At 62.3% G+C, this 19,990-nt stretch carries 18 protein-coding genes; 9 read left to right on the top strand and 9 right to left on the bottom strand.

Annotated elements, in window-relative coordinates:
- Together OB03_RS04020 and dnaG are read right to left on the bottom strand one after the other, a co-directional pair.
- The coding region (locus OB03_RS04020; protein WP_461343303.1) for an RNA polymerase sigma factor region1.1 domain-containing protein at window positions 1-1,066 on the bottom strand (1,066 nt) is incomplete at its 3' end.
- Between the two features lie 77 nt (window positions 1,067-1,143).
- Complete coding sequence (gene dnaG / locus OB03_RS04015; protein ID WP_242914550.1) at window positions 1,144-3,021, bottom strand: DNA primase; 1,878 nt, start codon at window positions 3,019-3,021, stop codon at window positions 1,144-1,146.
- Window positions 3,022-3,226: 205 nt separating this feature from the next.
- On the opposite strand from dnaG, the gene OB03_RS04010 reads away from it, so the two are divergent.
- A complete protein-coding gene (locus tag OB03_RS04010; RefSeq protein WP_242914549.1) occupies window positions 3,227-3,487 on the top strand; it encodes a hypothetical protein in 261 nt (86 codons plus the stop codon).
- Between the two features lie 63 nt (window positions 3,488-3,550).
- Here OB03_RS04010 and OB03_RS04005 read toward each other — a convergent pair whose 3' ends face one another.
- From OB03_RS04005 to OB03_RS03995, 3 genes are all read right to left on the bottom strand, one after another.
- Entirely contained in the window at window positions 3,551-4,522 is a 972-nt protein-coding gene (locus OB03_RS04005) for a hypothetical protein (RefSeq protein WP_461343302.1), read from the bottom strand.
- Window positions 4,523-5,683 (bottom strand): glutamine-hydrolyzing carbamoyl-phosphate synthase small subunit, encoded by a 1,161-nt coding sequence (gene carA / locus OB03_RS04000; RefSeq protein WP_242914545.1) that lies wholly within the window; start codon window positions 5,681-5,683, stop codon window positions 4,523-4,525. It lies immediately after the preceding gene.
- Window positions 5,684-5,769: 86 nt separating this feature from the next.
- The gene (locus OB03_RS03995) at window positions 5,770-7,089 is read right to left on the bottom strand and encodes an amino acid permease (RefSeq protein ID WP_242914543.1); all 1,320 of its coding nucleotides are present in this window, start codon (window positions 7,087-7,089) and stop codon (window positions 5,770-5,772) included.
- A gap of 77 nt (window positions 7,090-7,166) precedes the next feature.
- On the opposite strand from OB03_RS03995, the gene OB03_RS03990 reads away from it, so the two are divergent.
- The 4 genes from OB03_RS03990 (at window position 7,167) to carB (ending at window position 15,288) form a co-directional block, all read left to right on the top strand.
- On the top strand, window positions 7,167-7,862 hold the full coding sequence (locus tag OB03_RS03990) for an HAD family hydrolase (protein ID WP_461343301.1): 696 nt from the start codon (window positions 7,167-7,169) through the stop codon (window positions 7,860-7,862).
- A gap of 249 nt (window positions 7,863-8,111) precedes the next feature.
- Complete coding sequence (locus OB03_RS03985) at window positions 8,112-11,408, top strand: TonB-dependent receptor domain-containing protein (protein WP_461343300.1); 3,297 nt, start codon at window positions 8,112-8,114, stop codon at window positions 11,406-11,408.
- A gap of 224 nt (window positions 11,409-11,632) precedes the next feature.
- Window positions 11,633-11,977: a hypothetical protein gene (locus OB03_RS03980; protein WP_242914537.1), complete on the top strand. Its 345-nt coding sequence runs from the start codon at window positions 11,633-11,635 to the stop codon at window positions 11,975-11,977.
- A gap of 11 nt (window positions 11,978-11,988) precedes the next feature.
- Window positions 11,989-15,288, top strand: coding sequence for a carbamoyl-phosphate synthase large subunit (gene carB, locus OB03_RS03975; protein WP_461343299.1), 3,300 nt, complete (start codon window positions 11,989-11,991; stop codon window positions 15,286-15,288).
- Between the two features lie 97 nt (window positions 15,289-15,385).
- Here carB and OB03_RS03970 read toward each other — a convergent pair whose 3' ends face one another.
- The 4 genes from OB03_RS03970 to OB03_RS03955 form a co-directional block, all read right to left on the bottom strand.
- Window positions 15,386-15,835 (bottom strand): hypothetical protein, encoded by a 450-nt coding sequence (locus tag OB03_RS03970; protein WP_461343298.1) that lies wholly within the window; start codon window positions 15,833-15,835, stop codon window positions 15,386-15,388.
- Window positions 15,836-15,844: 9 nt separating this feature from the next.
- A complete protein-coding gene (locus tag OB03_RS03965) occupies window positions 15,845-16,285 on the bottom strand; it encodes a MarR family winged helix-turn-helix transcriptional regulator (RefSeq protein WP_461343297.1) in 441 nt (146 codons plus the stop codon).
- Window positions 16,286-16,383: 98 nt separating this feature from the next.
- On the bottom strand, window positions 16,384-16,815 hold the full coding sequence (locus OB03_RS03960) for a hypothetical protein (RefSeq protein ID WP_461343296.1): 432 nt from the start codon (window positions 16,813-16,815) through the stop codon (window positions 16,384-16,386).
- 141 nt (window positions 16,816-16,956) lie between these two features.
- Window positions 16,957-17,199: a hypothetical protein gene (locus OB03_RS03955; RefSeq protein ID WP_242914528.1), complete on the bottom strand. Its 243-nt coding sequence runs from the start codon at window positions 17,197-17,199 to the stop codon at window positions 16,957-16,959.
- 136 nt (window positions 17,200-17,335) lie between these two features.
- Here OB03_RS03955 and OB03_RS03950 point away from each other — a divergent pair, with 136 nt between their 5' ends.
- The 4 genes from OB03_RS03950 to OB03_RS03935 form a co-directional block, all read left to right on the top strand.
- Window positions 17,336-17,608 (top strand): DUF1294 domain-containing protein, encoded by a 273-nt coding sequence (locus OB03_RS03950; protein ID WP_461343295.1) that lies wholly within the window; start codon window positions 17,336-17,338, stop codon window positions 17,606-17,608.
- Between the two features lie 69 nt (window positions 17,609-17,677).
- Window positions 17,678-19,018: a M20 metallopeptidase family protein gene (locus tag OB03_RS03945; RefSeq protein ID WP_461343294.1), complete on the top strand. Its 1,341-nt coding sequence runs from the start codon at window positions 17,678-17,680 to the stop codon at window positions 19,016-19,018.
- Between the two features lie 83 nt (window positions 19,019-19,101).
- A complete protein-coding gene (locus OB03_RS03940) occupies window positions 19,102-19,317 on the top strand; it encodes a cysteine protease (RefSeq protein WP_242914522.1) in 216 nt (71 codons plus the stop codon).
- A 17-nt stretch (window positions 19,318-19,334) separates the two neighbouring features.
- A partial coding sequence (locus OB03_RS03935) for a glutathione S-transferase (RefSeq protein ID WP_461343293.1) occupies window positions 19,335-19,990 on the top strand: 656 nt, incomplete at its 3' end.

The following is a 19,990-nucleotide window of genomic DNA, read 5'->3' as shown; positions in this document are numbered from 1 at the left end:
ACTTGGTCCAGCGCACGCCCATTTCCTTGATCTTCTCGGACCAGTTCGGATCAAGCTCCGAACCGAAGTAGGCCTTGAGGAACTCGGGGCGCGAAATGCCATAGGTGTCGGCCAGACGCAGCAGGCGACCTTCCAGACCGATCAGACGCTTGTTGATGGCATAGAGCTGCTCGACCAGCGACTCGATACGCGCATTGTTCAGCTTCATGGTCTTCAGGCGGTCAGAGATCGCCGTGGTCAGCGTCTCGTAAGCCTTCTGGTCCTTGGCAGCCAGTTCCTCGCCCTTCAGGCGGGCTTCAACCAGCTTGTCCTGCAGCTTGCGGAAGCCACCGAAGTCGGCCGCAATCGCGTCCAGCACTTCCATGACACCGTCACGCAGTTCGGCTTCCAGAGCCGAGATCGACATGCCTGCGCCGTCGTCGAAATCGTCGTCGTCCTCGTCGCCCTCGCCTTCCGGCTTCTCTTCGGGCTCTTGCGACGGATCCGGCTGGTTGTGCGGCAGCGACGACGGGTTCAGCACGCCATAGGTGGCATCCAGATCGATCACATCGCGCAGCAGAATACGGTTGTTCGCCAGCTCTTCGCGCCACACCATGATGGCTTCAAAGGTCAGGGCGCTTTCGCACAGACCCGAGATCATGGCGTCGCGGCCAGCTTCGATACGCTTGGCGATGGCGATTTCGCCCTCGCGGCTCAGCAGTTCGACCGAGCCCATTTCGCGCAGATACATACGCACCGGGTCATCGGTACGGTCGTACTGCGACTTGGCAGGCGTCTCGGCGACAGCAGTTTCAGCAGCATTGGCCACTTCGGTGCCTTGCGCTTCGGCGGCGTCTTCTTCGGCTTCAACGACGTTGACGCCCATTTCCGACAGCATGGCCAGCGTGTCCTCAATGGCATCGCCACTGACTTCTTCGGACGGGAGGACCTTGTTCAGTTCCTCCATCGTGACATAGCCACGCGCCTTGGCCTGCTTGATGAACTTCTTGACGCCGGCATCGGTCAGGTCAAGCAGCGGACCATCCGACTGGGCCTCGTTGTCCTGCGTCTCGTTCTGCGCGCTCATTCAATTTCTCTCCACCACCGCCAAGGGGCTGCTGCGGCCCACCTGCGGCGAAAATGCAACTCATCGACTTTTCTTCACTAGGAAGACGCCGACGGGGTCCAAATCGTTCCAGTCTTGATGGCTCGGCGCAGTGCGTCACGCTCGGCCTTCACCAGTGCGAAAGCCGAGGCATCGAAAGCCTTGTGAGCCTCCGACTTTGCTGACGCCAGCGCCTCGTCCAGAGCCGCTGCGCGGATCAGGACGTCAAACGCCTGCGACCAAAGGGCCCTCATCTCGCCGAGGGGCTTGTCTGCAGCCAGGAATGGCGCGCCGGACTTTGCCGCCGCCTTCTCGACCTCGTGCATCAAGACGTCATGACCCGATGATGCCAGATGGCGGCGCAAAGCCGCAGAGTCAAGGCTCCGCCCCGAGAAACGTAGCCGCACAAGCTCTTTTGCCAGATCCATCAGCGCCGGATCGCCAAATCCATAGCGGGCAATGGCCTCCATATGGTCATCCAGACGCTCGGGATCATCGATCACACCGTGCACCAGCGCCGCCGCCACAGGCTCGATGGAGCGCGACAGCGCATGCATGGCCCGCTGTCCTTCAGCGGTCTGGCCCTGAAGAACCTCGCGCCCCCATTTCTTGCGCTCGCCAAAGCCCCCGCTCTGCCCTTGCGGCCGTTGGTTCTGTTGGCGCGGGAAGAGGGCATCGAAGCGATCAAACAGGTCGCGGCGATATTGTTCGGCAAGGTCCTTGTCCTGCACCGCACCGGCCGCCGCCCGCAGTCGCCCCTTCAGGCCCGCCTTGCGCTCCGGCGTATCCAGAGGCTCAGCCTCGACCTCGCGCTGGAACAAAACTTCAGAGAAGGTCTTGGTCTGAGCCACCATCTGACGCAACGCCGGTGCCCCCTTGTCGCGCAGCACATCGTCGGGGTCCTGCCCGCCTTCGAGCAAGGCAAACCGGAACGAGCGCCCCGGCTTCAGCAGCGGCAATGCCCGCTCGATAGCCCGATACGCCGCCCTCAGACCCGCATTGTCGCCGTCAAAGCAAAGCACCGGCTCCGACGACACGCGCCACAGCCGCTCCATCTGCTCTTCCGTCAGCGCCGTGCCCATCGGTGCAACAGCCGGAAGGCCCGCACGCTGACAGGCGATCACATCCATATAGCCTTCAACGACGATGATCCCCTGCTCGCCGCGCTTCTCCGCACCAAGGATGCGCCGCGCTTCCGGCAGGCCATAAAGCGTCGCGCCCTTATGGAAGAGCGGGCTTTCCGGACCATTCAGATACTTGGCGCGGTCATCGGGGTTCATCGCCCGACCGCCGAAGGAGACGATCCGCCCGCGCGCGTCCAGAATGGGGAACATCAAGCGGTCACGGAAACGGTCATAGGGCTGACCGCCGCCTTCGGGCGCAATCAGCAGCCCCGCTTCGACCAACTCACCCGGCTTCGCCCCGCGCTGTACCAGCGCGTTCTTCAGCCCCTCGCGGTCATTGGGCGCATAGCCCAGACCGAACCGCTCCCACTGGTCTTCCGGCAGGCCACGCTTTTCCAGATATTCGCGAGTGGCGGTCCCGACCTGCCGACGCAGATTGGCCGCGAACCATTTCTGCGCCCAGTCCATCCAGTCGGACAGACCTGCACGCTTTTGCTCGCGCTCGGCCGATTGCGGGTCCTCGGCGGGCATCTGCATCCCCGCCTCTGCCGCCAGACGCGACACCGCCTCGACAAAGCTCAGACGCTCGGTTTCCTGAAGAAAGCTGATGATGTCGCCGTGCTTGCCCGAGGAGAAATCGTGGAAGAAGCCCTTGTCGTCATTCACGAAAAAGCTGGGCGACTTTTCCTTGGCGAACGGGCTGAGGCCCACAAACTCGCGCCCCTGCCGCTTAAGCTTCACCGAGCGGCCGATCACATCGGACGGGCGCAGCCGTGCCTTCAGTTCTTCGATAAATCGTTCGTCAAACCGCACATCAGGCCCCGGAAACTCAAGCCCCTACACTAGGCGTAAAGCCCTCGATTTGCGACCATAAATCCAGCCTATCGCCTGTGCATATCTGTTAAGATTTTAGTAAGCCTTGCGGCAGCTTTGCGGTAGCAACTGCCGGAATCTGAACGAGATTCTTCGGTACACAGGCTTATCCACAGCCGTTGTGGAAAGTTATCGAGTGCAAAATATGCCTTTCACCATCGCCTCTCCCGCGGTGGTTCCGGTCGGCCCCGACGCCGTTGCCGTCCCCGGTTCCCCCGCTGTCGCCAACCCGACGCCGCGCGCGCTTCATGCGCGTCTGCTGGCCAATGCGGCGCTCCGCCGCCAGCGTGGTCTGCAACGTCGCGAGGAACGCCGTACCGAAGACGCTGCCTATTGGATTAACGCGGCCTTCGCTGCCGTGACCAAAGCCGCAGAGACGCGCCGCACCGCCAGCGTCCTTCCCTAACCGAACGCCCCGGATCACCGCACAGCCCCGCTGGCGGTGATCTTTTTTATGACCGACCCAAGGTCAGCGCAGTTCCAGCGTGCGCCGCTTGACCGACTGGACCACCTTGTCGATGCGGTCGCCCAGCGTCTTTGGCCGACACCGCTCGCGCTTCTCCACATCGGCGGCCCACCGCGACCACATGGCGGTCATCAACAGGGGATGCCGGTCATACTGATGGACAATGGGGCTGACCGATCCGTCAGGATTATGGATCATGCCCTCCTTCAGCGTCAGCTTGGAGGTCGGCACCATGCCCAGCGTCGCCACGCGGCTGTGGTTAGGCATCACCTGCCCCTCCAGCAACCCCAGATGTACCGCCAGATTACAGGTCGCCTGATCGGCCCCGAACGCTCCGCCAATCTCCGAACGCGGAATGGCCCCCAGCATCAGGATCAGACGGCAGAACCGCATCAACTGCTCGCGCGGGCCGATCACCGTACCCACACAGATGCAGGCCTGATCTGCCACGGCCTCGGCCAACTTCTCGCCGCCGACAGCGCGGATGTATTTCATGTTGAAGTCATGAAGGCTGAGCGGCGTCTCGCATTCGGCAAAGAACTCCAGCCCCTCGGGCGCAGGCTCCAGCGGCGATGCCTGAAACACCACATCACGCACATCGGTCAGCAGCGCGTTTCGCACCCAGGGCCGCGACCGCAGCAGGGCATCAAAGCCCGCAAATCGGGACACCACCGGATGCGGTGTCCAGTCGCCACCCTCGAGCGCCAGATCCGGCGCATCGAGGGTTTCGACATCATAGCTCTTCAGAAAATCCCGAAGCTCGGGATCGGGGTCCACAACCAGCGCAATGGCTCCGCTGTAATGTGAACGCAATGATCGGACGAAGATGGCGACGTCGGCTGAATCGTAGCCGGTAGCATATCCCAAAACGAGATCTTGCTCGTCGCCCGCGATAGCTGAGGTAGCCCCCCTCACCTTCGCGATCGCGGTTGCAAGCCAGCCTAGATAGGCCGAGCGCACCGCATGTGCCGTCATTTATCCTCGCATAGAATCCGCAAAACGCTGGAACAGGTACAGGCTGTCCGTCGGTCCCGGCGATGCTTCCGGGTGGTGCTGAACCGAGAACACCGGCTTGCCAGTTAATGCAATACCGCAGTTGGTACCGTCGAACAGGCTGACGTGGGTTTCTTCAACGCCATCCGGCAAGCTGGCTTGGTCAACCGCGAAGCCGTGGTTCATGGACACGATCTCGACCTTGCCGGTCGTCAGGTCCTTCACCGGGTGGTTCGCGCCGTGGTGGCCCTGAACCATCTTGATGGTCTTGGCACCGACAGCGATGGCCAGCATCTGGTGACCCAGGCAGATGCCCATGATCGGCTTGCTCGAAGCGATCAGCTTCTTGATTTCCGGCACGGCGTATTCGCCGGTCGCTGCCGGATCGCCCGGACCGTTCGACAGGACGATACCGTCCGGATTGCGGGCCAGAATGTCTTCAGCCTTGGTATCGGCCGGAACCACAGTGATCTTGCAGCCCGTCGATGCCAGTGCACGCAGGATGTTGCGCTTCACGCCATAGTCGATGACCACGACGTTCTTGTCGGCGGCATCCACGCGCGGATAGCCAGCCGGCCATTCCCAAACGCCTTGGTCCCACTCGAACGCTTGCAGGGTGGTGGCTTCCTTGGCGAGGTCCAGACCAACCAGACCGGTCCAGGCCTTGGCCTTGGCGACCAGAGCATCCAGATCGAAATTGCCTTCCGGATCGTGGGCGATCACCGCGTGCGGTGCGCCCTTGTCACGGATCAGTTGGGTCAGCGCGCGGGTGTCCACACCGGCCAGCGCGACCACATTGCGGCTCTTGAGCCAGTTGTCGAAATCACCGCCCGAGCGCCAGTTAGCCGGATCGGTCGGAACATCGCGGAACACTGCACCGACGGCAGCCTTACCGGCCACTTCGGTCACCTGTTCCACGTCTTCCACGTTCACACCGACGTTGCCGACGTGCGGGAAGGTGAAGGCCAGAATCTGGCTCATATAGGACGGGTCGGTCAGGATTTCCTGATAGCCGGTCATGGCCGTGTTGAACACGACCTCACCCAAGGCCGAACCGGTCGCACCGGCACCGACGCCCGAAAGCACCGTGCCATCGGCCAGAACGAGAACACCCGTTGCACCGGACAAAATCTTGGACGTCATGGCGCGGGCTCCTAAAGCGGCAAAACAGTAGTTAAACGGCGGGGTCACTAAGAACTATGCAGGTCGCGGTCAACCCGCCATCTGTCTTATCCCTCAATGATATCCTGTTTCGTGTCATTGCTGCGGCCAACCCAGCACCACGCGACCGAAGTTAGGGCAAAGAAGCCCAAGCTTGGCAGGACATAATCTCCCGCTGCCGCCACCACGGCAAAGAACGAGAAGATCAGGCCGCAAACCCCGACCAATCGCCACCCCCAGCTATTGGAAATCGTCAGCAGCGACATCGAGCACACGGCATAAAGCACCAGCGTCAAAACCGAGGTCACGCCGATCAGCATCTCGAACTGTTTGCCGAGGCTGGGCTGGACGCTGATGACCACAAGCACACTCATCAGCGCACCCATCATCAGCGGATTGGTCCACGGCGTCTTGCCCTTGACCTTGCCGCCGAACAGACGCGGCAACCAGCCGTTCTCCGCCGCTGCCCGCGCAGTCTCGCCGCCCGTCATGGTCCAGCCGACAATCGTGCCGGTTGTCTTGACCACAGCACAGGCCGCCACCAGACCGGCAACCGATGCGCCCATCACCCGCGCCACAAGATCGGCAAAGGGGCTGGTCGATTCTGCCAGCACACCGGCAGGGATCACCCCGAACACAGCCACACACGCCAGCACATAGATCACAAAGGCCAACAGCACACCGGCCACAGAGGCCAGTCCGACATCGCGCCCCGGATTCTTGACCCGCGACGTCAGCGCCGCCGCGCTCTCGACGCCAAGGAAGGCCCAGAAGATGATGGCCAGCGACGCCGGAACCGTCTTCATCAACGGCTCGCCCGACGGGCTCCAGCTTGCGGCAAAGATTTCAGGCTTGAAAGCAATCGCACCGGCAAGGATCGCCAGCACAATCGGCACTAGTCCGATAATCAGACTCAACACGCCAAAGCGCGCCGCCGACTGGGTGCCGCGCGCATAAATGGCCGTGGTGATCCAGATAATAACCAGATTGGCGGCAGCCCCCCACAACGGCTCTTTCAGCACAGGGAAGAAGAAGGCGAGGTAACCCACCGCCGCCACAGCCACGGCCACGTTGCCGACCACGCACGCCGCCCAATAGAACAGGCCCGCCTGATAGCCGAGGAACCGGCCCACACCCTGCGAGGCAAAGTCGGCCAGACCGTCGGCCTTGGGCAAATGCCGCCCCAGACCGCCGAACATCAGCGCCAGCAGCACCGCACCCACACCGCAGACCACCCAGCCTACCAGACTGGAGCTGCCGGTCGGTGCCAGCGTCACAGGCAGGAGGTAAACCCCCGACCCGATCATATTACCCGCCACCACAAGGGCGGCCACGCCCCAGCTCAGGCGGCGGTTGCTATCGGTTGAAATGGCATCGATCTGGCTCATAACTTCCGCCATAAACCGAAAAAACTTTGCCGTCGCGCCCGACGTGCATCGAATAGTTTGCTTTGCCGGAGAGCCCCATGCCCATCACCACCGTCTGCCTCGATGCCGACGACACGCTCTGGCACAACGAGACCATCTTCCGTCTCAGCCAGAAGCGGTTCGTGGATCTCCTGTCGGACCACGCCGAAGAGCCGGTCATGATGGACCGACTGGCCCAGATCGAGCGTCGCAACCTGCGCCTGTATGGCTATGGCGTGAAGGGTTTCACCCTGTCGATGATCGAGACGGCGATGGAACTGTGCGATGGCGAAGCGCCTGCCCACATCGTCCGCGAAATCCTCGCCGCGGGCCGCGAAATGCTCAACCATCCGGTCGAGCCCCTGCCCGGTGTCGATGAAGCGATCAACGAATTGGCGGCACGTTACCGCCTCATTCTGATCACTAAAGGTGACCTGATCGACCAAGAACGAAAATTGGCCGCTTCTGGCCTAGGCGAACACTTTTCTGCCGTCGAGATTGTCTCGGAGAAAGATCGCAGCACCTATACGCGCATCTTCCAGCGTCACGGCCTACGTCCCGAACAGACGGCAATGGCGGGCAATTCCATGAAGTCCGACGTCATCCCGCCTATCGAGGCCGGGGCGTGGGGCATTCATATCCCCTACCATATTACATGGGCGCACGAGCTTGCCGACGCGCCCGAAGGCCACGCCCGCTATGTGACGCTTAGCCACATCAGCGAACTGCCGGACTGGGTCCAGCATATCGTCTGATTAATTACGGCCAAGCTTGATACTTACAGTCAAGCTTGGTCCTTAAGCACCGAGGCCCCCGCAGTTAATAATCGCCTCATTTTGGCCACGAACCCTTAATTTCTGTCACATGATAGCAACATTACGAAAGCATAGGACCAATTCCGACACATTTATGAAACGGCAAAGCTTGACGTGAAAGCGGCCGGAAGAGCCTTTCGAATATCTAAATTCGACGTTTGTCGGTATTTGAAAAGGCATGTCCCCCGTATGCGAATTTCCCGCCCCCGTTTGCTAGCCAGCACTATTCTCGTTGGTGCCCTTGCCGCGACCGGCGTTTCGGCACAGCAAGCCCAGCCTGTCCCCGCTCAAGACCAAGCCTCGGACCTCGGTGAAATCGTCGTCACCGGTTCGCGTATCCGCCGTAGCGCCGCGAACGCTCCGACCCCGCTGATTCAGGTCACCCAGGAAGAGATCCTTTCGACCGGCCAAACCAGCGTCATCGACTACCTCGCGACCATCCCGGCCCTGTCGAACTCGCAAGTTCCGTCGGACACCACCGGTTCCTCGCTGAACACCGGCGGCCTGTCGCTGGCCAACCTTCGCTCGCTGGGTGCCAACCGCACCCTGACCCTCGTCGACGGCCGTCGCCATGTCGGCTCGCAAGGCGGTGACCTGTCGGTCGATATCGACTCCATCCCGCGTCTGCTGATCCAGAACGTCGAAATCATCACCGGCGGTGCATCGTCGGTTTACGGTGCCGACGCTGTTTCGGGCGTTCTGAACTTCATCCTGAAGAAGGACTTCGAAGGTCTGGAGATCGACGCCAACTACGGTCAGATCAACGACAACGGCGAAGCAACCCGCCGTATCTCGGTTCTGGCCGGCAAGAACTTCTTCGATGACCGCCTGAACCTCTACGGCCACGCTGAATACGAAAAGATCGACGAAGTCCAATCGCTGGACATCGACTGGATTCGCCGTGCGCCGATCCGTCTGAGCATCGACGCCGACCCGACGACCGCGCCCTATGACGGCCGTCTCGACGCCGACGTCTTCTATGGCGTGAACCGTCTGGACATCCTGCCTTGGGGCCAGACCACTCTGGCCAACCTGCAGCAGCCGTCCGATCTGACCAACCCGAACGTTGCCTACCAGAACTGCTTCTCGGGCGGTGGCTTCACCTATGCAGCGAACTGCTACGGCATCATGCCAGGCAAGACCTTCGTGTATGACGGCAACGTCGCCCGTGCGGCCAACTTCGGCCAGCGCGTCGGCAACACCGGCATCAACCGCCCGTACAACATCGGCGGCGACGGCATGCCGCTGGGCGAAGTGGCTGGCTACAGCCGCATCCCGGAATCGGAATCGCAGCGCTACCAGGTCGGCGTGAACTACAAGATCACCGACTCGATCAACCTCAATGCCTCGGCCAAGTACGTGACCGAGGATACCTACATGCGCGGTCAGCCGACCTTCTTCGACATCGACCTCGATAACTCGTCCTATGCGGCTGACGACACCAACTCGATCTGGGCCACCTCGGCCTTCGATCTGCGCTGGGACGACAACGCCTTCCTGCCGCAGAACATCAAGGATGCCATCGCGGCCAATCGCATCGACATCTACGCCCCGCCGACGGCAGGCGCTCCGGGTGCCCTGACGGGTACGCAAGCTCTTCCGATCGCCCGTCACTCGCTGTTCGGTCCGGATCGTTCGCAGACCAACACCCGTGACCTGCAGCGTTATGTCGTCAGCCTGAACGGCAGCCACGGCCAGGCCGGCTTCATGAAGTCGTTCGACTGGGACATCGGCTACACCTACGGCAAGGTCGAGATTGAAAACATCGAACGCGCCGTCGACACCCAACGCATGGCTCTCGCCGCCGACGCCGTTGTCGATACCGCAGGTGTTATGGGCCGCGCCGGTGCCATCGTCTGCCGCTCCTCCTTGCTCAATGCCCAAGGTTTGCCAGTCGAGGACAAGGTTCGCGGTGGTGACCTGAACGACACCGAGTACGGTCGTCAGTCGCTGGCCCAATGTACGCCTCTGAACGTCTTCGGTGCTGGTAACCAGACCGCCGAAGCGCTCCAGTACGTCGACGCCTTCGTCCGCGTCGAGGAAATGAACGAGCAGCATCAGGCTATCGCCTCGATGTCGACCGAACTGTGGGACCTGTGGGGTGCCGGTAACCTCGGCCTCGCCCTCGGCGGTGAATGGCGCAAGGAATCGACCTCGGCTCTCGGCCGTTCGGCCAGCGCCGGCGACCGCCTGCTGTTCCTGAACACCGGCGAAGACTTCCCGGAAGTCAGCTATGAATCGAAGGAACTGTTCGCAGAACTCTCGGTCCCGCTGTTCCGCGACAGCAAGCTGGGCGAGTTTGCCGAACTGAGCGGCTCCTACCGCTGGGCCGACTACTCGACCGTGGGCGACGTCGACGTCTATGGCGTGAACCTGGTCTATCGTCCGATCCGCGACATCACCTTCAAGACCTCGTTCAACTCGTCGGTGCGCGTCCCGAACCTAGGTGAAAACTTCTCGCCTTACGGCCAGACCTTCGCCAACGGCTTCGTAGACCCCTGCGCCACCCTGAACATCGCCGCTCTCGATGATCAGGCCGTCAAGGCGAACCGCATCAAGAACTGTACCGCTCTGGCCGCCGAACAAGGCCTGAGCTTCGACTTCGCCGGTGCCACCGCAACCAACACCGACGACTTCCGTCCGAACTACACCTCGGGCATCGCCGGCGTGTCGGGCGGTAACCCGAACCTGCAACCGGAAGAGTCGGAATCCTTCACGTTCTCGACCGTTCTGCAGCCGCGCTTCATCCCGGGCCTAACCCTGTCGCTGGATTACTATGAAATCCGCATCGACAAGGTGATCGCATCGGTCTCGGCTGACGGCATCGCCGCCAACTGCGTCAGCGGTGCAGAACTGAACCCGGATGCCTGCGGTTCGATCTTCCGCAACAACCCGGACATCCCGTTCGGCATGGGTGCCCCGTCGGGCGACCCGATCGGTGGCTTCATCGAACGTTCGTTCAACTACGCCGCTCTTGAAACCCGCGGTCTGGACTTCGGCGGCAGCTACTCGTGGGATACCGCTGACTGGGGCAAGAACTGGGGTTCGTTCGACTACCGTCTGAACGGTTCGTGGCTCATCGAGCAGAAGCAGTACCTGAACGAAGCCGACCCGTCGGACTACTCCGAACTGGCCGCTTCGGTCTTCTACCCGCGCGTTCGTCTGACCTCGTCGCTGACCTGGCGTCCGAACGACATCTGGAACGTCAACTGGACCGCTGACTGGCAGACCGCCCAGAACATCACCCGCCCGCGTGACTTCGTGAACAACGCCGATGCCCGTCTGGGTGACCAACTGGATACCGGCAACTTCACCCGTCACGACCTGACCGTCCGCTACAAGGTCCGTGATGACCTGACCCTGCGCGCTGGCGTGGTGAACGTCTTCGATGCCGAACAACGCGACATCCTGGGCACCACCATCAATGCGAACTTCGACCCGTACGGTCGTCGCTTCTTCGTCGGCCTGAACTTCAAGCCGTTCTAATCTCCGCAGCCATCCGGCTGTGATCTACGGGCGGTCCCCTCACGGGGGCCGCCCTTTCTTTTTGCCTCCGCCGCGCCGCATTTTCGGGTGCGCAGAGCACACAGTTCAGCGATTGGTCGGCTTTTCCCCGTTCAGGTGCCCATTGCCCCTTGCAGTAGGGGACTACCCTCTCTAAACGGGCCGCTTAACCGACAACCTGAACGGATCGGCCGCGAGCGAAGCTCGTGTCCGTCTTTTTGCGTGCGTGGAGACCTTCGCTGAACTTCGACCTGAACCATGAGGAAAACGACGCCCGCATGCGTGCTGCTCTCGCCGAACAAGGCGACAGCGGGATCACGCCGCGCCACACGTTGTTCTATTTCTCGGGCGAGGAAGATTTTCATGGCGACCTCTGCGAAGTCGCACGCCGCGCAGGCTTCCTGACGCGGGGCCAGGGCGATATGACCGTCCTGGAAACAACCATGCCGGTCGATGAGGCGTCGTTCGCGCCTGTGTCGGCCATGATGCAATCCTGGGCCACGGCCTTCCAGCTCGACTACGAGGGCTGGGAGTGCGTGGTCGCGAAGTGAAGTAGACGCCGATGCCCAAGCGTACAGACATCCAGTCCATCCTCATCATCGGCGCTGGCCCGATCGTTATCGGTCAGGCATGCGAGTTCGACTATTCGGGCGTTCAGGCCTGTAAGGCACTGAAGGCCGAAGGCTATCGCGTCATTCTGGTGAACTCGAACCCCGCCACCATCATGACCGACCCGGAGGTGGCCGACGCCACCTACATCGAGCCGATCACGCCGGAAATGGTCGAAAAAATCATCGCCAAGGAACGCCCCGACGCGCTCCTCCCGACCATGGGTGGCCAGACCGCGCTGAACACCGCGCTGGCTCTGGAATCCTCGGGCGCACTGGCCAAGTACGGCGTCGAGATGATCGGTGCCAAGGCCGAAGTCATCGACAAGGCCGAAGACCGCCAGAAATTCCGTGACGCCATGGACAAGCTGGGCCTCGAGAGCCCGCGTTCGCGCGCCATCCACCACATCGAAGAAGCCGACGACGCTCTGGCCTTCGTGGGTCTTCCGGCGATCATCCGCCCGTCCTTCACCCTCGCCGGCACCGGCGGCGGCATCGCCTACAACGTCGAAGAATTCCACGAGATCGTTGAACGCGGCCTCGACCTGTCGCCGACCACCGAAGTGCTGATCGAAGAGTCGGTACTGGGCTGGAAAGAGTATGAAATGGAAGTCGTCCGCGACAAGGCGGACAACTGCATCATCATCTGCTCGATCGAAAACATCGACCCGATGGGCGTCCACACGGGCGACTCGATCACCGTCGCTCCGGCTCTGACGCTGACCGACAAAGAATACCAGCTGATGCGTACCGGCTCGATCAACGTGCTGCGCGAAATCGGCGTCGAAACCGGCGGCTCGAACGTCCAGTGGGCGATCAACCCTGCCGACGGCCGTATGGTCGTCATCGAGATGAACCCGCGCGTGTCGCGCTCGTCGGCTCTGGCCTCCAAGGCCACCGGCTTCCCGATCGCCAAGATCGCCGCCAAGCTGGCCGTCGGTTACACCCTCGACGAACTGCAAAACGACATCACCAAGGTCACTCCGGCTTCGTTCGAGCCGTCGATCGACTATGTCGTCACCAAGATCCCGCGCTTCGCCTTCGAGAAGTATCCGGGCTCTGAGCCGCACCTGACCACCGCCATGAAGTCGGTCGGTGAAGTCATGGCCATTGGCCGTACCTTCCAGGAGTCGATGCAGAAAGCCCTGCGCGGTCTGGAAACCGGCCTGAACGGTTTTGACGAAGTCGAAATCGAAGGCGTCTCGGGCGATGCCGACGACGCTGCCATCAAGGCCGCCGTCATCCGCGCTCTGGGTCAGCCGACGCCGGACCGTATCCGCGTCATTGCCCAGGCTTTCCGCCACGGCCTGACCGTTGAAGAAGTCCACTCGGCCTGCTTCTACGAGCCGTGGTTCCTGCGCCAGATTGCAGACATCGTCCGCACCGAAGGCCACATCCGCGTTCAAGGTCTGCCGACCGAGGCCACCGACTTCCGCCGCCTGAAGTCCAAGGGCTTCGGCGACGCGCGTCTGGCCGCCCTGACCGGCAAGACCGAAAAGGAAGTGCGCCTCGCCCGTCGCGGCCTGAACGTGCGTCCGGTCTTCAAGCGCATCGACACCTGCGCCGCCGAGTTCTCCTCGGCGACCGCCTACATGTACTCGACCTACGAGACCGGCATCCTCGGCCAGGTTCCGGCCTGTGAAGCCGACGTCTCGGACAAGAAGAAGGCCATCATCCTCGGCGGTGGCCCGAACCGTATCGGTCAGGGCATTGAGTTCGACTACTGCTGCTGCCACGCAGCCTTCGCTTTCGCCGACATCAACGTCGAAAGCATCATGGTCAACTGCAACCCCGAGACCGTGTCGACCGACTATGACACCTCGGACCGCCTGTATTTCGAACCGCTGACCACCGAAGACGTGCTCGAGCTGATCGAAGTCGAACGCTCCAAGGGCGACCTGATCGGCTGCGTCGTCCAGTTCGGCGGCCAAACCCCGCTGAAGCTGGCCCACGCCCTGCAGGAAGACAACATTCCGGTTCTCGGCACCTCGGTCGACAGCATCGACCTGGCCGAAGACCGCGAGCGCTTCCAACAGATGCTGCAAGCCATCGGCCTGCAACAGCCGCCGAACGCTCTGGCCCGCTCGGCTGAAGAAGCCGCTGCCAAGGCCGAGGAAGTCGGCTATCCGGTCGTCCTGCGCCCGTCCTACGTTCTGGGTGGTCGCGGCATGATGATCGTGCACGACCGCGAAGGTCTGGACCGCTACGTCGGCGAGGCCATGCGCGTCTCGGGCAATGATCCCGTCCTGATCGACCACTATCTGAACCGCGCCACCGAAGTGGACGTCGATGCCCTGTGCGACGACGAGACCGTCTTCGTGGCCGGCGTTCTGGAACACATCGAAGAAGCCGGCGTCCACTCGGGCGACTCGGCCTGCTCGATGCCGCCGCACTCGCTCTCGCCCGCCATCGTGGCCGAGCTGAAGCGCCAGACCACCGAGATGGCCAAGGCCCTCAAGGTTCGCGGCCTGATGAACGTCCAGTTCGCCATCGAAGAGCCGCACAGCGACAACCCGCGCATCTTCGTTCTCGAAGTGAACCCGCGCGCCTCGCGTACCGCCCCGTTCGTCGCCAAGACCATTGGTCAGCCGATTGCCGCCATCGCCGCCAAGGTCATGGCCGGTGAAAAGCTCGCCTCCTTCGGTCTGGTCGACAAGGAACTGGAGCACATCGCCGTCAAGGAAGCCGTCTTCCCGTTCGCCCGCTTCGCTGGCGTCGACACCATCCTCGGCCCGGAAATGCGCTCGACGGGTGAAGTCATGGGTCTGGACTGGAAGCGTGACGGCGAAGCCGACCTCGCTCCGGCCTTCGCCCGCGCCTTCGCCAAGGCCCAGACCGGCGGCGGCACCATCCTGCCGACCGAAGGCACCGCCTTCGTCTCGGTCAAGGACGCCGACAAGGCTTTCATTCTCGAGGCTGTAAAGACCCTGCTGGACCAAGGCATGAAGGTCGTCGCCACCGCAGGCACCCACGCCTACCTGACCGAGCAGGGTCTGGAAGTCGGTCTGGTGAAGAAGGTTCTGGAAGGCCGTCCGAACATCGTCGACGCGATGAAGAATGGCGAGATCCAGCTGGTCTTCAACACCACCGAAGGCAAGCAGGCTCTGGCCGACAGCTTCGCCATCCGCCGCACCGCGCTGATGATGAAACTGCCCTATTACACGACGGCCTACGGAGCCATCGCCGCCGCCAAGGCCATCAAGGCCATCCGCAACGGCGAAATGGATGTCCGACCCATCCAGTCTTATAACTAAGACAAAAGAACCCCCGACGGCTTCGCCATCGGGGGTTCTTTTGTGCCCTACGTTCGCCGCGCGGGCGCTCACTGCTTGAGGGCTAAATTGGGTTCTCTTAGCCCACGTCGGGTTGCGGTGTACGTTCAGCCTTTGGTGCGTCCACCGTCCAACCTTCAGCGCCTGTGATCGGACCATCCAGCCGGATCATTCTCGGCCCGTCAGTGCGCGAAAGCCCTGACATGAGCTGACGCTCCGTTTTGGTCGTCAAAACCAACACATCCTCATCCCAGCGGATCGAAGCGTTCACGCCTTCCTTGTCCGGATGGGTCAGCGTGACGCCCGCGACGGCATCGACAAACGCCTTCTCGCATCCACGCCCCTTCTCGTCATAGACCATGACCAACAGATCCGATGCCGTGAAATCCGACGGCGTCTGGCACACCATCAGCACGGCTTCATAGCGCCCGTCCGGGGAAGCCACCCGCTCGACCACGCTTTCCGAAGCCCCTGAACACGCCGACGCCAGCAACCCCACACAAACTGCTGCGATCAGCCCCTTACGCATGCCCGTCTCCTAGGTATCGCCCAATGCCGCCTGTAGCTTCTTCAGCTTCGCATTCATGTCCGAGACCTCTTCCATCGTCAGGCCGCTGGCCTCCAGCACCTGCTGCGGGATACAGGCGTGCGCCTGCGCGATCACATCGCGCCCCGCCTCGGACAGGCTCACACGCACCACCCGCTCATCGGCCGCATCGCGCTGCCGCGACACCATCCCCGCGGCTTCCAGACGCTTGACCAAAGGCGTCAGCGTATTGGATTCAAGCTGCAACCGCTCGCCCAGTTCGCCGACCTTCACCCCGTCCTTTTCGGCCAGCGCCGTCAGCACGAGGTACTGCGGATAGGTCAGCCCGAACGGGTCCAACAGCGGCTTATACAAACGGTTCATCGCCAGCCCCGCCCCATACAGGGTGAAGCAAACAAAGTCGTCGAGCGTAAGCGTGGGATTTTCAGCCATGCCCCAATATAAATCGCGCACGATTTAATCGCAACACGCGCACGAAAAAGCCCCCGACGTCAAACATCGGGGGCTTCAAAAACTTCAATCAAATCCGTTCAGGGCGCTTCGACAATATCGGCTTCCTCGAACTCGCCGCGCACCGCAATCAGGTCCAGCCGCCCGCTGCCCTTGGCCTCGCGGCTGATGACAGTGCGGTCGCCCTCGAAGCTAAAGACGGCGTGACCGTTGTCCCATTTCACCGAAGCCTTGGGGCCGTCATCATCGCCTTCCGGCATCGACACCCGCACACTCGCAAGCGCCTTGCTGTTCAGCCCGTCACAGTTACCGCCCTTGCCTTCGAACACCGCACCGGTAACCAGCCGCACCTTGGCATCGCCATCCATAAAGCAGGTCATCAGCACGGCTTCCATCTTGCCGTCGGGCGATGCCACACGCTCGTGCACGGTTTCGCCCTCCACCGTGCCACAGGCCGCCAGCGTCAATGTCGCTGCTACTGCCATCGCGCCCTTGATCCAAAGCTTGGCCATTTCAGTGTCTCCTCGCCCCGTCGCCGCCCCGCGCTGCACGCAACTTCTGCTTATCGGGTATTGAACGGTACAGCCCAAGCTGTCGTTTCGCTATTGGATACCCCTTTCGCAGGAACTCCTCAACTCGGCCTCACCGGGCACCTATGAAGCCTCCGTCAGCTTGCCCGCCGCTGCCGCCGCCGCCGATTTCGGACGTCCCATCGTCCAGTTGCTGGTCATGCGCACCTTGGGATTGGGCGCGCACCAGATCTCGCCCGTCTCGTTAATCGCGGTGACCCAGATCAGGTTGTGTTCCTGACCGTAATCAATGACGCCCAGCGCAAAGCCGTCACCCTTGCCGATGACGAATACCGGAATAGTGGGGTCCAGTTGGGTGAACGACATAAGGCCTCCTTTTTCCCCTCAACGCAGCAATGGCGTTCTGCGTTGCGCACAATCGAAACCGGCGTTACGTCAGGATCACAGCCACGCTTGTTGTCGGCTCTTGTCCCATCGCCACCTCATAGCGTTACAAGAACCCATGTCCCTGCCCGTCTTTCTGCTGATTTGCGTCGCTACCAATCTGTGGGCCTTCGTCGCCTTCGGCTTCGACAAGGTCGCCGCCGTCCGGGACCAGCGCCGCATCAGCGAAGCCAACCTTCTTGGCCTCACCCTGATCGGCGGCATCGGCTCGATGACCGCAAGCAGCCTGTTCAAACACAAGACAGGCAAACAACCCTTCCGCCGCAATGCCGAAATACTGGCTGGTTTTCACGTCGCACTAATTGCCTTCGTGGTGACCTTGCTCGTCTAAAGCCCTTGCCGAACAGCGTTGCCGCTATAGTCTGCCATCCCTCAGTATTTCCCACGGGAGGGGTTTTTTATGCGGATCCACACCGCCTTGCTGGCAGGCGTTGCCGCCGCTGGTCTGATTTTTGCCGCCACGCCATCCGCCGCCACCGATCCGGCGCTCAGCGCTGCGGTCCGTGCCGACTATGACGCCAATCTGGGCGCGCTGTTCGACCACTTCCACCGCAACCCCGAACTCTCCGGTCAGGAGGTCAAGACCGCCGCGCGCATGGCCAAGGAACTGCGTGACCTTGGCTACCGCGTCACCGAGAACGTCGGCGGCACAGGCGTCGTCGCCGTGTTCGAGAACGGCCCCGGCACCACAGTCATGGTCCGCGCCGACATGGACGGCCTGCCCCTTGAGGAGCGCTCCGGCGCACCCAACCCCTCGCGTGCCCGTCAGGTCGATCGTGACGGTGTCGAACAGTTCGTCATGCACGCTTGCGGCCACGACACCCACATTACCGGCCTGATCGGCACCGCCCGCCAGATGATGGCGCGCAAAGCCAACTGGTCCGGCACTCTGGTCTTGATCGCCCAACCCGCCGAGGAGCGCGTCGAAGGGGCCCGCGCCATGATCGCGGACGGCCTGTTCACCCGCTTCCCCAAGCCTGAATATGTCATCGGCTACCATGTCGCCTCGTCCCTGCCGGCTGGCACAATCTGGGTCCCGCCCAGCGTCGCCTATTCCAGCGCCGACAGCGTGGACATCAAGGTACGGGGCGTCGGCGGCCACGGTGCCAGCCCCCACACCACGGTCGATCCGGTGACGGTGGCGTCCTACATCATCACCAATCTCCAGACCTTGCGCAGCCGCGAGGTTGACCCGCTTCAAGGAGCGGTGGTGACCGTTGGCTCCATCCACGGCGGCACCAAGCACAACATCATCCCCGAGGAAGTGAACCTGCAGCTCACCGTCCGCTCGGACAGCTACGAGGTTCGCGACACCCTGCTGGACGGCATTGACCGGATCGCGCGTAACACGGCGCTGGCCCTCAACGTCCCCGAGGACAAGCTGCCCGTCGTGGTCCGCTCGCCCACCGAATCCACCCCGCCTGCCGTCAACCACACCGAAACGGCCCTGCGCCTGCAATCGGCCATCGCCGGCCAACTGGGTCAGGAGCGTGTGCTCGACATCTCCCGTCAGGGCATGGGTGCAGAAGACTTCGCCTTCTATGCAGCGCCCGAGCACGGCATCAAGGCGGTGATCTTCGCCGTCGGCGGCCTGCCCGAAGACCTCAAGGACACCCCGCCCCCGCACCACTCTCCGCTGTTCCGCATTGATCCGCGCGCATCGGTAATCGCGGGCGTCGAGGCTACAGTCGCTGCTGCCGAGGACCTGTTCAAGACAGCGGCCCAGGCCCCGGCCCAATAGACAAGGCGGTTCCGGCGCGCGGGTGAACCTTACCTCGCCCCGCGCCGTTACCTCTTTCGAACCGTATGTCGAAAGGAAGCTCCATGTTGTCGCGTCTGCTGCCTGTCATCGGCACCCTGCTCCTGTCCCGCGGCACCCGCCGCGTCGCAGGCAAGAATGCCGGAAAGCTCGCCCTCGCACTGGGGGCATGGGAGCTTTGGAGAAACTACAAGCGCTCCAAGGCCCCAACCGCATCCAATCCGTCTAACGGCTCGTATGGAGCCTACCCACCGCGCCGTGGCCGCAGAGGCGGCCTGTAAACTCAAAGGGATCGCCCATGCTCCTAGTGCACCACCTCGCCGACAGCCGCTCGCAACGTCTGCTGTGGCTGCTCGAGGAGCTTGGGCTTCCCTACGAGATCAAACGCTACGAGCGCGATCCGGCCACCATGCTGGCCCCTCCGGCGCTCAAGGCCCTGCACCCGCTGGGCAAGGCCCCTTTGCTGGATGACAGCGGCATTATCCTCGCCGAGACAGGCGCGATCTTCGAGTATGTGCTCGATACCTATGACAAGGGCGGCCACCTGCGCCCGCCTCCGGGTTTCCCCGCCCGCCGCGACTTCACCTACTGGCTGCATTACGCCGAGGGCTCGGCCATGCCCCCGCTTCTGCTGAAACTGGTATTCAGTCAGCTTCCCAAGCGCGCTCCGGCTCTCGCCAAGCCTCTGGTGAAGGGTATCTCGGACAAGGCCCTGCGCGGTTTTGTCGATCCCCAGCTCAAGACCCATTTCGACTTCATCGAAAAAGCCCTGACCCGAGGCGGATGGTTCGTAGGCGAGACCTTCTCGGCGGCCGACATCATGATGAGCTTTGCCCTCGAAGCGGCCGCAACCCGCGGTCTGGATCCCGCCACCTATCCGCATATCGCCCACTTTATTCAGGCGATCCACGCCCGCCCCGCCTATCAACGGGCGCTGGAACGCGGCGGAGACTA

It is taken from the genome of Brevundimonas sp. GN22 (genome assembly GCF_054824005.1).
This window is presented reverse-complemented; position numbering and strand designations above follow the sequence as displayed.

Bases quoted from the DNA above. Each gene is read 5' to 3' on its own strand.
- OB03_RS04010 (WP_242914549.1), top strand. From the start codon at position 3,227: ATGCCTTTCACCATCGCCTCTCCCGCGGTGGTTCCGGTCGGCCCCGAC.
- OB03_RS04005 (WP_461343302.1), bottom strand. From the start codon at position 4,522: ATGACGGCACATGCGGTGCGCTCGGCCTATCTAGGCTGGCTTGCAACC.
- carA (WP_242914545.1), bottom strand. From the start codon at position 5,683: ATGACGTCCAAGATTTTGTCCGGTGCAACGGGTGTTCTCGTTCTGGCC.
- OB03_RS03995 (WP_242914543.1), bottom strand. From the start codon at position 7,089: ATGAGCCAGATCGATGCCATTTCAACCGATAGCAACCGCCGCCTGAGC.
- OB03_RS03990 (WP_461343301.1), top strand. From the start codon at position 7,167: ATGCCCATCACCACCGTCTGCCTCGATGCCGACGACACGCTCTGGCAC.
- OB03_RS03985 (WP_461343300.1), top strand. From the start codon at position 8,112: ATGCGAATTTCCCGCCCCCGTTTGCTAGCCAGCACTATTCTCGTTGGT.
- carB (WP_461343299.1), top strand. From the start codon at position 11,989: ATGCCCAAGCGTACAGACATCCAGTCCATCCTCATCATCGGCGCTGGC.
- OB03_RS03970 (WP_461343298.1), bottom strand. From the start codon at position 15,835: ATGCGTAAGGGGCTGATCGCAGCAGTTTGTGTGGGGTTGCTGGCGTCG.
- OB03_RS03965 (WP_461343297.1), bottom strand. From the start codon at position 16,285: ATGGCTGAAAATCCCACGCTTACGCTCGACGACTTTGTTTGCTTCACC.
- OB03_RS03960 (WP_461343296.1), bottom strand. From the start codon at position 16,815: ATGGCCAAGCTTTGGATCAAGGGCGCGATGGCAGTAGCAGCGACATTG.
- OB03_RS03955 (WP_242914528.1), bottom strand. From the start codon at position 17,199: ATGTCGTTCACCCAACTGGACCCCACTATTCCGGTATTCGTCATCGGC.
- OB03_RS03950 (WP_461343295.1), top strand. From the start codon at position 17,336: ATGTCCCTGCCCGTCTTTCTGCTGATTTGCGTCGCTACCAATCTGTGG.
- OB03_RS03945 (WP_461343294.1), top strand. From the start codon at position 17,678: ATGCGGATCCACACCGCCTTGCTGGCAGGCGTTGCCGCCGCTGGTCTG.
- OB03_RS03940 (WP_242914522.1), top strand. From the start codon at position 19,102: ATGTTGTCGCGTCTGCTGCCTGTCATCGGCACCCTGCTCCTGTCCCGC.